11 protein-coding genes are annotated in these 12,821 nt (G+C 66.8%); 6 read left to right on the forward strand and 5 right to left on the reverse strand.

The window, feature by feature from the left end:
• The first annotated feature begins 11 nt into the window (after positions 1-11).
• Complete coding sequence (locus G6N24_RS00675) at positions 12-968, forward strand: phosphodiesterase (protein WP_085159273.1); 957 nt, start codon at positions 12-14, stop codon at positions 966-968.
• Here the strand turns inward: G6N24_RS00675 and G6N24_RS00680 are convergent.
• From G6N24_RS00680 to G6N24_RS00690, 3 genes are all read right to left on the reverse strand, one after another.
• Entirely contained in the window at positions 913-2,520 is a 1,608-nt protein-coding gene (locus tag G6N24_RS00680) for a stealth family protein (RefSeq protein WP_085159226.1), read from the reverse strand. The genes G6N24_RS00675 and G6N24_RS00680 overlap by 56 nt on opposite strands.
• Positions 2,521-2,753: 233 nt before the next feature.
• Entirely contained in the window at positions 2,754-4,007 is a 1,254-nt protein-coding gene (locus G6N24_RS00685) for a haloacid dehalogenase-like hydrolase (protein ID WP_085159228.1), read from the reverse strand.
• A gap of 71 nt (positions 4,008-4,078) precedes the next feature.
• Complete coding sequence (locus G6N24_RS00690) at positions 4,079-5,284, reverse strand: MCE family protein (protein WP_085159229.1); 1,206 nt, start codon at positions 5,282-5,284, stop codon at positions 4,079-4,081.
• Between the two features lie 19 nt (positions 5,285-5,303).
• Between G6N24_RS00690 and G6N24_RS00695 the strand changes: the two genes are divergently transcribed.
• The 3 genes from G6N24_RS00695 to purM all read left to right on the forward strand — a co-directional run bounded on the left by G6N24_RS00695 (position 5,304) and on the right by purM (position 8,589).
• The gene (locus tag G6N24_RS00695) at positions 5,304-5,699 is read left to right on the forward strand and encodes a sterol carrier family protein (RefSeq protein ID WP_085159231.1); all 396 of its coding nucleotides are present in this window, start codon (positions 5,304-5,306) and stop codon (positions 5,697-5,699) included.
• A gap of 143 nt (positions 5,700-5,842) precedes the next feature.
• Positions 5,843-7,405, forward strand: coding sequence for an amidophosphoribosyltransferase (gene purF / locus G6N24_RS00700; protein ID WP_085159233.1), 1,563 nt, complete (start codon positions 5,843-5,845; stop codon positions 7,403-7,405).
• 80 nt (positions 7,406-7,485) lie between these two features.
• Positions 7,486-8,589, forward strand: a complete 1,104-nt coding sequence (purM, locus tag G6N24_RS00705) for a phosphoribosylformylglycinamidine cyclo-ligase (RefSeq protein ID WP_085159235.1) — start codon at positions 7,486-7,488, stop codon at positions 8,587-8,589.
• A gap of 40 nt (positions 8,590-8,629) precedes the next feature.
• On the opposite strand, the gene G6N24_RS00710 is transcribed toward purM, so the two are convergent.
• Together G6N24_RS00710 and ygfZ are read right to left on the reverse strand one after the other, a co-directional pair.
• The gene (locus G6N24_RS00710) at positions 8,630-8,821 is read right to left on the reverse strand and encodes a DUF3073 domain-containing protein (protein ID WP_085159237.1); all 192 of its coding nucleotides are present in this window, start codon (positions 8,819-8,821) and stop codon (positions 8,630-8,632) included.
• Between the two features lie 159 nt (positions 8,822-8,980).
• Positions 8,981-10,087, reverse strand: coding sequence for a CAF17-like 4Fe-4S cluster assembly/insertion protein YgfZ (ygfZ, locus tag G6N24_RS00715; protein WP_085159239.1), 1,107 nt, complete (start codon positions 10,085-10,087; stop codon positions 8,981-8,983).
• A gap of 177 nt (positions 10,088-10,264) precedes the next feature.
• Between ygfZ and G6N24_RS00720 the strand changes: the two genes are divergently transcribed.
• Positions 10,265-11,137 carry an aminodeoxychorismate lyase gene (locus G6N24_RS00720; RefSeq protein ID WP_139822332.1) on the forward strand — a complete coding sequence of 291 codons (873 nt, stop codon included), beginning with the start codon at positions 10,265-10,267 and terminating at the stop codon, positions 11,135-11,137.
• A 546-nt stretch (positions 11,138-11,683) separates the two neighbouring features.
• Entirely contained in the window at positions 11,684-12,805 is a 1,122-nt protein-coding gene (locus tag G6N24_RS00725; protein ID WP_085159243.1) for a CDP-glycerol glycerophosphotransferase family protein, read from the forward strand.
• Positions 12,806-12,821 lie beyond the last annotated feature (16 nt).

Below are 12,821 nucleotides of genomic sequence, written 5' to 3' on the forward strand. Positions count from 1 at the left end.
TGGCACCTGCGGTGCACAGACTTAGGGCCGCGGAGCATCCGCGGCCGGATTACGTTCTTCTGCATATCAGCGACACCCATCTCATTGGTGGCGACGGCTCCCTCTATGGCGCGGTCGATGCCGACGGCAGGCTGGGCGAGCTCCTTGACCAGCTGAGACACTCCGGGATACGTCCCGATGCGATCGTCTTCACCGGTGATTTGGCCGATAAGGGCGAGCCGCAGGCGTATCGCAAGCTTCGTCGCCTGGTCGAGCCCTTCGCCGCCGAGCTGGGCGCCCAGCTGATCTGGGTGATGGGCAACCACGACAACCGGGCCGAGCTGCGCCGACTGCTGCTGGACGAAGCGCCGTCGATGGCGCCGCTCGACCGCGTGTGCACAATCGACGGCCTGCGCATCATCACCGTGGACACGTCGGTGCCGGGGCATCACTACGGCGAAATCAGACAGTCCCAATTGGACTGGCTTGCCAGACAATTGGGGACGCCCGCACCGCACGGAACCATTTTGGCGCTCCATCATCCGCCGATTCCCAGCGTCTTGGACCTGGCCGTGACGGTGGAACTGCGCGACCAGGCTGCCCTCGGGCGGGTGCTCAAGGGGAGCGATGTCCGCGCCATTCTGGCCGGGCACCTGCACTACTCGACGAACGCCACCTTCGTCGGAATCCCGGTGTCGGTCGCGTCGGCGACCTGCTACACCCAGGATCTGACGGTCGCCGCCGGGGGAACGCGCGGCCGCGACGGTGCCCAGGGTTGCAACCTGGTACACGTCTATGGGGACACCGTCGTGCACTCGGTGGTTCCGCTTGGTGGCGGAAAGACCGTGGGCACCTTTGTCTCTCCAGCTCAGGCCAGGCGCGAAATCACCGAAAGCGGCATGTTCATCGAACCGTCGCTGCGGGATTCGCTCTTTACCCACCTTCCGATGGTGCTGACACCGTCGGAGTGGCGAAATCGTCCCGACTGACCCCAGAGCAGCTGCCGGTGACTTTCTCCCAGGGCGCGGGTATCGGGAAGTAGCGCTCCAGGAAACTGACGACCCGTCGGGCCCGCTCGGCGGCCGAGACTTCGGGAAAGCTGCCGTCGTTGAGGCAGAAGAAATCGTATCCGCGTCGCTTCCGCAGCTCGGGAAGCAACGCGAGGCCCCGGTGGCTGGTGGTGTCCACATACAGGACCCTGGCTTTTTCTTGCTGGACGGCGCGCCCGGTCATGAGCGCGTAGTAGTGGTAGAAGGAATTGGTGACCGAGATATCGGTGCCGGACCGAAACGCACTGGCCTGGGTGCGGGCAAATTCCTCCGGGAATTCCCGCTCCATCTCGATCAGCACGCTCTTGCGCAACGGCACCGCGGTGTGCTCGAGATGGCGCGTGATGACGTGGCCGAACCGTTCGAAGAGCAGCTGCCGGTTCACCCGCGCCGCATTCTCAAACCCGCTGCGTGTCGGGTCGTTGACGCCCAGCCCGATCCGGGTCTTGGCCTCGATGAACCTGGTCACGCCGCCCGGAGAGAAGAACATGCTGGCTTTGAGTGGTCGACCGAAGAACATGTCGTCGTTGGAGTACAGGAAATGCTCGCTCAGGCCGGGGATGTTGTGCAGCTGACTTTCCACCGCATGCGAGTTGTAGGTGGGTAACGCGTCCCTATCCGAGAAGTGTTCCTCCGCGGGAACAATGGTGATCTTCGGATGGTCGGCCAACCATCGCGGCGGCGCGGAATCCGTCGCAATAAAGATGCGACGAATCCACGGAGCGAACATGTTCACGGACCGCAACGCGTATTTCAACTCATCGATCTGCCGGATCCGCGCTTCGGCGTCGTCGCCCTCACCCACCACGTGCTGCGCCATTTGCGCGGCGCGCCGTGCCCGGAATTCCGGATCGCTGCCGTCGACCCAGGAGAACACCATGTCGATATCGAACGTCACGTCGCTCGCATGCGGGCTGAACATCCCCTCGATGGTGGCCCACTTATACCCGTAGAGCTTGACGGTCGCCGGAACCATTTCCGCGCGTGGCAGCGCCTTGCGGGTCAGGGAGTTTTCCACGGGACAGCGAATCACGGTGTCCTCGAACACCCAGAACTGAAGGTCCACGCCGAACGCGGGCCCGTAGCGGAACCCGCCCGGTGCGATGCGGCGCCGATGCAGCCGCACGATACGTGGATCGACCAGCCTGGACAGCTGGCCGTTGGCCACCAGAACGGGAGGAATGCCGGGTTCATCAATCGTTTTGGCGTACATCGGTTCCGCGACACAGGCGGCCGCGAGTGCTCGCTCGACCGCGGGGCGTAGTTCGACGTCGACGGCAAGCACCGGGCGGTTCTTGTGGTCGCGGATCAGAAGAAAGGGAATGCCGGCCTGTCTTAGCACCTTTCGCAGGAAGATCAGGTCCTCGATCTGTGCCTCGTGCGGGGTCAGGCTAGATTCCAGGCGGGCAATCTTGCCGCGCCGGGTGACGATGATGGGGTCGACGGTGCGCTGGATGGGACGGGCGCCCTCGCTCGAAACGATCTTGGTCATCAAATCACCGCCTTAACGAACGTGACTACGGCCTCGGGAGAATCTCATACATGGGGCGTCGGCGCACGGCGAGCTGCCCGGGTGCCCGGTCGGCCCCACTTGTGCTTATATATGGTGCCTGTAAGTCGATACCTCTTGCAAGGCAGGCGATTTGGCGATCGGCAGAAATGTGCCGGTAACCTTGCGGTTGCAATCGAGAAATATCACGTTAAGTTCGGGAGCGAACGGCCGGTTCAGTGCACCCTGTCCTGCTGGTCGCCGACGACGCTGCCGTCGGGCCGCCGCAGCGGCGCGTGATCACCGTCGGGCTCATCGAAACCCTGAGTCGCACATGGGTATGGGGGACTGACGCCCAGCGGGTCGATGAACATCGGGTTGACCAGCCATCGACCGTCGGAGTCGTCGTAGGCCCGGCACATCAACTCGATCTGATTCCGGTTAATCACCAGGCGCAACGCGGTCGCATCTGTGATGAATGTCACGTCCCCGTTCGAGTCGCCGGCCCCGAATGCCGGGCGCCGTGGCGCGGGCAACTCGTCGAATGCCGCCGCGCCCTGGACGCCGAACACTTGCTCGTTGACCCGGCACCGCTTGCCTTCGTTGTAGGGCATGGACGGTTCGCCGCCGCACAGCGCGAGCCGGGACGTCAGGACGTCGCCGTCGTGTTCGGTAACGACGCCCATCACGCGGTCGGCGGCGATACCCAGGTCCGCGGCCCAGACCCGCACCACCGGCTCCGGGGAGGCGGAGACGATCCGCACATCGAATCCATTGGCCTGCAGGGTGCCGACGAGGTCCCGCATCTGCGGGTAGTAACGCACCCAGGCGGTTTGGCGGGTGCTGCCCACGGTCTGCTCGGCCCCCTCGGGGGCGTCCAGACTCTGCTGCCGCGCCGCCTCGGCGAACCCGGTCACATCCGCGTCGGTCCAGCCCGCGAGCAATTGCGCCGCCCAGGCATCGACAGGTTTGAACCGACGATGGTTATAGCCGGCGAACGCTGGTGCGCCCGCACGGGTCTCGCCGTTGGTGTACACCGACACCAGGTCGTCGGCGCATGGGGTGTCGGCGCCGGTGGGCAACGGCTGACCGGGCGCCGCGAGCCCACCACAGGCGTCGGCCAGCGCGGCGGCGGCGGACGGCGTGAGGTACGGGCTTGTGATGGTCCAGTCAGCTGCGGCGGGTTGGCGCACCTTGGAATTGCGCACCATCCAGAAGAACGTCGCGTTGCCGACGTCGTTTCGTACCGTGGTGTTATCCCAGTCGAGCAACGCCAGCGGCGCGCCGTTGGCCACCGCTCCGGATTTGCCGCAGGTGCCGAGTCGGCTGATCATCTCGTTGATCCGATTGCGGTTGTCGCCATACCATGCCGGATCGGCGGCGAGGGTTCGGCAGCCGGTGCCGTGGGCGCCGACGCCTTGATGGTGGCCGGCGCCACCGCAACCGGCGAGCCCCAGCATGCCCGCACTCACAGCAGCGAGCGCTCGCAAAGGCGGCCGTGTCAATGTTTGTCTCTCGCCAACGGTGCCCGATCGGGTGGACCGCCGTAGCGTACCGAGCTTTAGGGGTTGATGGTGTAGTCACCCAATTGGCGGCCCCACACGTACTCGACGACGAGCGGTGAGGGGAGTTCGAAGTGGTTGTATGGTGCCAAGCTGGCGCCGGTGTCCATCACCAAGAACGGGGCGGGCCACAGCGCCCTGGTGATGTGCTGCCAGCAGCCTGGCTGCCCACCGGGTCCGCCCCTGGCGTTCACCCGCGGCAGATTCTCGGGATAGATGTACGGGCTCGGTGCCCCCGCGGCCGAGCCCGCTGAGTGCGTTCCCAGCGAATAGCCGTTATTGCCGAGCGCGGCGTAGATCTTGGGCGCCACGTCGTGGAAGTTGCGGATGGTGCACAAGATTTCGGGACTGTACTCATCGAGCAGCTGGCCGCTGGGAACCAGATCGGCGGCTCCCCGAGCGAGATACGGCCCGGCCCGCTCGAACTCGTCAGCGCCGGTGTTGCCCAATCCGGCCGCCGCCAGCAGCGCCGCGTCAAGATCGCGCTGTTGCCGATCGATCGTGCGGGCCGTGGCCGCGGCGTGGCCGAGGGCGTCCCACAAGTCCGGTGCGGCGTTGGCGTAGGTGTCACCCAGTGCCGCCAAGCGCGCAATGTCGATGCGGATCTGCGGCATCTGCGGGTTCACCTCGTCGAGGATGGCGTTGCCGTTGGTCAATGAGACCCCAAACTTGTCGCCGAGCCCGGTCAGCGCCTGGGCGGCCGCGGCCAGCGTCAGGTTGACCTTGATCGGATCGACCTTCTCGGCGATCGAGGTCAGCGTCTCCAACACCGTGTTGAATTCCGTCGTCACCGACGTCGCCTCGATCACCGTGGAGGGCGTGATATGTTGCGGCGCCGGTTGTTTCGGTGACTTCAGGGACACGTACTTGTTGCCGAAGACCGTCGTCGCCGTCACCGCGGCCGCCACATTGACCGGAATCAGATCGACGTACTTCGGATCCACGTCCAACACCAGCTTGGCCGCGGGCAGGCCGTCACGCGTCACCTCCGAAACGCTCGACACCCGGCCGATCTGCACGCCGTTGTAGGTGACCTTGGCGCCCGGATCCATCACCAAACCCGCCCGCGGAGCAACCATGGATAACTTCGTCTTCGGCGTGAACGCGCCGCGGAACTGCAAGTACAAAGAGACGGCAACAAGTGCCGTGACCATCAGCGACACCAGGCCAATGGTCCGGTACGGTGCCCGCGTTCGCGGCTCCATGCTTTTGAGACCCTAAGGTATGGCTGCCCGTGATAGAGCCGATGCGGCAAAGACGCGTCAGGTCGTGTTGGACCTGGCCGACTGGTTGCGCGACGACAGTGTTCTGGCGCCGGACCGGGACGTTCTGGGCACGGCGGTTCGGCTCACGGCGCGCACCCTTGCGACGCTGGCGCCCGGCGCCGCCGTCGAGGTCCGGATCCCGCCGTTCGTCGCGGTGCAGTGTGTCGCCGGGCCCAGGCATACCCGTGGCACACCGCCCAACGTCGTGGAGACGGATCCGCGGACGTGGCTGCTGTTGGCCACCGGGCTGTTACCGCTGGCGCAAGCGAAGGCCACCGGGGCGCTGCGCCTTTCCGGGCCCCGGGCCGGTGAAATCCAGAGTTGGCTGCCTTTGGTACGACTGAGCCGGGTTTAAGCTCGGATTTTGCCGATTGACCTGGGTGTCTGGGGGCGAGGAATAGCCGGGGCACCCGACACGCTGAATTGATTCGGCGACGCAGCAGTCATGCCCGTAGACTGCGTTACGTCACCAACCGCGCCCCAGGGAGCCGCCAAATCGTGACCGTCCAGCAGCCCGACCACAACCTGAACTCGCCCCGTGAAGAGTGTGGTGTATTCGGGGTCTGGGCCCCGGGTGAAGAAGTCGCCAAACTCACCTATTACGGGCTGTACGCGCTGCAGCATCGCGGCCAGGAAGCCGCGGGGATCGCAGTGGCCGACGGATCGCAGGTGCTCGTCTTCAAGGACCTTGGCCTGGTTAGCCAGGTGTTTGACGAGCAGACGTTGGCCGCGATGGAGGGTCATGTCGCCATCGGGCACTGCCGCTATTCCACCACCGGCGACACAACGTGGGAAAACGCCCAACCGGTTTTCCGCAATACCGCGGCCGGCACCGGGGTTGCGTTGGGGCACAACGGAAATCTGGTCAACACCGCCGAACTTGCCGCCCGCGCCCGCGATGCGGGTTTGATCGGTACCCGCTGCCCCGCCCCCGCGACCACCGACTCGGACATCCTCGGCGCCCTGCTGGCTCACGGTGCCGCCGATTCCACCCTGGAACGGGCGGCGCTCGAACTGTTGCCGACCGTGCGCGGGGCCTTCTGCCTGACGTTCATGGACGAAAACACGCTGTACGCCTGCCGGGACCCGTATGGAGTGCGGCCGCTATCGCTCGGACGGCTGGATCGCGGCTGGGTGGTCGCGTCCGAAACGGCCGCGCTCGACATCGTCGGCGCCTCGTTCGTCCGCGATATCGAGCCGGGCGAACTGCTGGCGATCGACGCCGACGGGGTGCGGTCCACCCGCTTCGCCAACCCCACGCCCAAGGGCTGCGTCTTCGAATACGTCTACCTGGCCCGGCCCGACAGCACGATCGCCGGCAGGTCGGTGCACGCCGCCCGCCTGGAGATCGGTCGTCGACTAGCCCGGGAATGCCCGGTCGACGCCGACCTGGTGATCGGTGTGCCGGAATCGGGTACCCCCGCCGCGGTGGGCTACGCCCAAGAGTCCGGCATCCCCTATGGGCAGGGCCTGATGAAGAACGCCTACGTCGGGCGCACGTTCATCCAGCCGTCGCAGACCATCCGTCAGCTGGGCATCCGGCTGAAGCTGAACCCGCTCAAAGAGATAATCCGCGGCAAACGGCTCATCGTGGTCGACGACTCGATCGTGCGGGGGAATACCCAGCGCGCCCTGGTGCGGATGCTGCGGGAGGCCGGCGCCGTGGAAGTGCACGTGCGCATCGCCTCGCCGCCGGTGAAGTGGCCCTGCTTCTACGGCATCGACTTCCCCTCACCGGCGGAGCTGATCGCCAACGCCGTCGAGGATGAGAACGAAATGCTCGAAGCGGTGCGGCACGCTATCAACGCCGACACCCTGGGTTACCTCTCGATACGCGGTCTGATCGCCGCCACCGAGCAGCCCGCCTCGCGGCTGTGCGCGGCGTGCTTCGACGGCACGTATCCGATCGAGCTGCCCCGCGAGACCGCGCTTGGCAAGAACGTCATCGAGCACATGCTGGCCAGCGCGGCGCGCGACGCCGGGCGCAGCGGGTCGCCACCAACCGAATTCGGCGCCGATGAAGTTCCCTTGGGCGCCGACGAGAATCGGTCCTTGCGTTGAAGGGTGTCGATCTATGCGGTCGGCATGCAGCGTGAGCAACCGATACCAGCGGTGGGTGCCGCCCGGTAGCCTTTATCGCGATGACGGATACCCGCGATAGCTCTGGTAGATCCGGACGCGGCTCGGGCAGCCAGGGCATAACCTACGCATCGGCCGGGGTGGACATCGAAGCCGGAGACGGCGCTGTCGAGTTGTTCAAGCCGCTGGCGACCAAGGCCACCAGACCCGAGGTGCGCGGCGGGCTGGGCGGATTCGCCGGATTGTTCGCGCTCCGCGGCGACTACCGCGAGCCGGTACTGGCGGCGTCGACGGATGGTGTGGGCACCAAGCTGGCGGTCGCTCAAGCGATGGACAAGCACGACACCGTCGGCCTCGACCTGGTGGCGATGGTGGTCGACGATCTCGTGGTGTGCGGTGCCGAGCCGCTGTTTCTGCAGGATTACATCGCGGTCGGCCGCACGGTGCCGGAACGACTGAGCGCGATCGTCAGCGGCATCGCCGAGGGGTGTGTGCGCGCCGGTTGTGCGCTGCTGGGAGGCGAGACCGCCGAACACCCCGGCCTGATGGAACCGGACCACTACGACATCTCGGCCACCGGTGTCGGCGTGGTCGAGGCCGACGATGTTCTGGGGCCCGACCGCGTTAAACCCGGTGACGTCATCATCGCGATGGGGTCTTCGGGGCTGCATTCCAACGGGTACTCCCTGGCCCGCGCGGTCCTACTTGAGATCGACCGGATGAATCTGGCCGGTTACGTGGAGGAGTTCGGTCGCACCCTGGGCGAGGAACTGCTCGAGCCCACCCGCATCTACGCCAAGGACTGTCTGGCGCTGGCTGCCGAAACCCACGTCCGCACGTTTTGCCACGTCACCGGAGGTGGGCTGGCGGGCAACCTGGGGCGCGTCATACCGCATGGGCTGGTCGCCGAGGTGGACCGCGGCACGTGGACGCCCGCACCGGTGTTCGCCATGATCGCGCAGCGTGGTCGGGTTACGCGCGCCGAGATGGAAAAGACGTTCAACATGGGCGTCGGCATGATAGCCATCGTGGCCCCCGAAGACACCGACCGCGCATTGGCGATATTGACCGCGCGGCACCTGGACTGCTGGGTGCTGGGGACCGTCTGCAAAGGCGGAAAAGACGGGCCGCGAGCCAAATTGGTGGGGCAGCACCCGAGATTCTAAGCGACCGGAGCACTACGCCGCGCCGATGCGAACCGCGTTGTTAACGGCGCCAGTTGTCTTCGTCGTCCCATGACCCGCCGGCCAACTGGCTGTCGCCGTCGCGCTCGTCAGGTTCATCGGTACCCATCCCTGACAGCTCGCGCTGGAGCCGCTGGAAGTCTGTCTGCGGGGAGCTGTATTTCAGTTCTCGTGCAACCTTGGTCTGCTTTGCCTTAGCCCGGCCGCGGCCCATGGGGGAACCCCCTCGCGAAAATAACGGAGCGGCCTACGAGTAGGCGGCTCCGATCTCTTGGTGTCGTTATTGTCCTGCCGACAGTTTACCGTGCCGCGCGAGCCGGTGTGGGCCAGCCCTGTCCGGCTTCCCGGACGGCACGGCCGGCGTCACCGGACATCATCGGGGACCGCCTCGTAGCCGTTCGACCGCCAGTCGTCCGGCGCCCACCTCGTCGGCGGGGGGCAGCGAGTCGACGTCGATCACCGCGGCCACCCCGGCGTCAGGTCCGGTCGCCAGGTCGGTATCGGCCGGCAGCCCGCGCTTGAGCAGGGCCAGCGCCACGGGCCCCAGGTCCACGTGCTCGACCACCGTTCCGAGGCGTCCGACGGCGCGACCGCCGGCCAGCACCGGATCACCGGTGGAAGGCCGCTCCGCGGAGCCGTCGAGGTGCAACAACACCAGCATCCGGGGCGGCCTACCCAGGTTGTGCACCCGCGCAACGGTCTCTTGGCCGCGGTAGCAGCCCTTGTTGAGGTGAACGGCCCCGACGCCAGGACCGCCGATCCAGCCCACTTCGTGGGGAATGGTGCGCTCGTCGGTGTCGACACCGAGCCGCGGGCGCAAGGCCGCCACTCGGTGAGCTACTCGGTGGGCCTCATAGGCCCACACGCCTGCCGGCCGCACACCCGCCTGGGTCACGCGGTGCTGCCAGCTAGCGGACTCGCCGCGCGGGACCAGCAGGTCCAGCTCGATCTGGTCGGCGGGAGCCCCGGGCATCCGCCGCACGAAGCCTCCACCGGGTAGTGGCACCGCCGCCTCTTGGGTGGGTAGGGCGTCCAGACCCAGGGCTGCGAGCACGGCCGGATCCGCCAGCTTCGGCCCGATTAGCGATGACACCGCCATATCGGCGGTGTTCGGGGCGACGTCGGACCAGAACACCATCTTGCGCAGGTAGCCCAGCAGCGGTTCACCCCGCCACGGTTCCGTGTCGAGATAGGTGGTTCCGCCCAGCTCGGTCTGGATCCAGTGGTCCTCAACCCGGCCCTGTCCGTCGAGGCTCAGATTCTGGGTGCTGGCGCCCTCGGGCAATTCGCTGACGTGTTGGGTCGAGATGCTGTGCAACCAGGTCCGCCGGTCGGCCCCGGTCAGGGTGAGCACCGCACGGTGCGAGCGGTCCACCAGCACGGCATCGGTTTCGGCGGCCCGTTGCTCGCCCAGCGGATCGCCGTAATGCCAGATCGCGCCGGCGTCGGGTCCGGGATCTGGAGCGGGCACCGCAGACACATACTCAACTCTACGGACCTTTGCGATCGCCACGGGGTCTGATGGTGGCGACCCGCAGCGCCCGGCTGCGCCGCGCTTGCGATCGCCACGGGGTCTGATGGTGGCGACCCGCAGCGCCCGGCTGCGCCGCGCTTGCGATCGCCGTTAGGCTGCTCGTTCATGGCTGGCCAGACGGGTGTGGTCGTCACGCTCGACGGCGAGATCCTCGAACCGGAGACGCCGCTGCTGCACGCCGATGACCTGGCGGTGGTCCGGGGCGACGGCATTTTCGAGACGCTGCTGGTACGGGATGGCAGGGCGTGTCTGGTCGAGGCCCACCTGCAGCGGCTGACCCAGTCGGCCAGGTTGATGGATCTGCCCGAGCCTGACCTGCCTGGCTGGCGGCGCGCGATCGACCTGGCGACGCAGCGGTGGGTTCAGACCACCGACGACGAGGGCGCGATGCGGTTGATCTCCAGCCGCGGCCCAGAAAGTGGCGCGGCGCCGACGGCCTACGTCATGGTCAACCCCGTCCCGGACCGGGTGGCCGCAGTCCGCCGCGATGGCCTGTCGGCAATCACCCTGAACCGTGGGTTGCCCGCTGCCGGTGCCGACGCAATGCCCTGGCTGCTGGCCGGCGCGAAGACGCTGTCCTACGCGGTGAACATGGCCGCGCTGCGTCACGCCGCCCGGCAGGGCGCCGGCGACGTCATCTTCCTCAGCTCTGATGGCTACATCCTGGAAGGTCCGCGATCAACGGTGGTGATCGCCGCCGACGGCGACGAAGCAACGGGCGGAAACCCGTGCTTGCTGACGCCGCCGCCTTGGTTTCCGATCCTGCGTGGCACGACACAACAGGCGCTGTTTGAGGTTGCCCGGTCGAAGGGTTTCGACTGCGACTACCGCGCCCTGCAGATCGCCGACCTGTTTGACGCCCGAGGGGTCTGGCTCCTATCGAGCATGACCCTGGCCGCGCGCGTGCACACCCTTGACGGGCGCCGGTTAGCCCGCGGCCCGGTCGCCGCCGCCTTCGCCGAGTTGGTCGACGCCGCTATCGTGAGCGATCGCTGAAGCATGAATTCTGTTGTGGGTAGGCCGGAGCACGGGTACGGTCGGCCGTACACAAGGAAGGAGGTGGTCCGCGAAATTGATAGCTTCATGGACATGTGAGGTGACTGCGCGCTAGCTGCATTGGCTCGGAAGAGCCGGCGATCAAAGCGCTGGCGAATTCTCCGCAGCCACCCGGCCCCCGAGCCTTCGGTCTGTCCAACCGGAAATGTGCTCGGGGGTCGTTCCATGTCTGGGCCCGGGAAGCCACTCGGTCTGCTCAGCAGAGGAACGAGGGAGACGTGCGTGTAGGTCGTGGTGCCGTTACCCGAAATGTGAGTGTTTGTATGGCGCTTGGCAATTCGGGTAGCGCCTCCTTGCGGCGTTGCGGTCCCCACGTGCGGGAGTGTGGGTGTCGCACGCTCGGCGACATTCGGGCGAATCTCCCATGTCTGAGCGTTGTCGAAAAGGTGCCCTGAGGGGAAACTGGGTCTCACCCCGGAGGTGTTGCGGAGGTGTCCCGTGTGCTCCCAGGTTCCTGCCACCACTTGGTGGGTTCCTGGCGAGCCCGTGCCGGGCGAGGTGGTCGTGTACTTCGCGGACGATCCGCGCCGGCTCTACCAACTTCGTCAATGGCTCCCGGTGTTCGAGCTGCTCGATCGGGCTCATCCGATCCTGGTTGTGACGCGCCACCCGCAGACGTACGCCGAGCTGGGCCGGCTCACCCGGCTGCGCCGCGTATGCGTGCCGAATCTAGCGGAGCTCGTCCAGCTATACGGTGACGGCGACCTCAAGGCCGCGATCTACGTCAACAACTCCGCGCTGAACTTCCACTCGCTGGCCGCCACCCGGATGGTTCATATCCATGTGAACCACGGCGAAAGCGACAAGGCCTGCATGGCGAGCAACCAGGCAAAGGCGTACGACCGCGTCCTCGTGGCAGGCGAGGCCGCGCTGCGGCGCTATCGGGAAGCGCTGATCGAGTTCGACGAGCGCAGGTTCGTCCCGGTTGGCCGCCCGCAGCTCGACCTCCGCCCCGCGCCCGTCCTGCCCCCGACCGCACGGCGCACGGTTCTCTACGCCCCCACCTGGGAGGGCGAGAACGCCGCGAACAACTTCACCTCGGTCGACGTCCACGGCCCGGCCATCGCGGCCGCGGCCCTCGCGCTGCCAGACGTGCGTGTGGTCTACAAGCCGCACTCGCGGGTGGCGAGCAGTACGGACCACGGGATGGCGGCGGCACACCGGCGGATCGTCGAGCTGGTGGAACAAGCCGCGCGGCGCGAGCCCGCTGCCGGTCACCGGGTCCTGATCGACGCCGACATCCTGGCGGTCTTCCCCGGTTGCAGCGTGCTGATCACCGACGTCTCCTCGGTCGGCCTGGACTTTCTCTATCTGCACGTCGACAAGCCGCTTTTCGTCACCGACCGCCGCAACGACCGAGCCGGGCTCAACGCCCAGGCTCCCGTGAGCCGCTGCGCCGATGTGGTGGACGCCGCCACGGTCGGTTCGCTCACGGGCACGCTCGCCGAGCGGCTGGCGCGCGACGCATACCGCGCCGAGCGGGAGGCCATGCGCCGTTACTACTTCGGCGACCCGGCCCCTGGAGAGAACACCAAGCGCTTCCTGGCGGCCGTCGAGGAAGCGTTGGCCGCGCGGCGGACGTGGGACCGGCGGCTCCTGGTCCCGTAGGCACATCTATGGACCC

Source organism: Mycobacterium lacus (genome assembly GCF_010731535.1).
In the GTDB taxonomy this organism is placed as follows: Bacteria; Actinomycetota; Actinomycetes; order Mycobacteriales; family Mycobacteriaceae; genus Mycobacterium; species Mycobacterium lacus.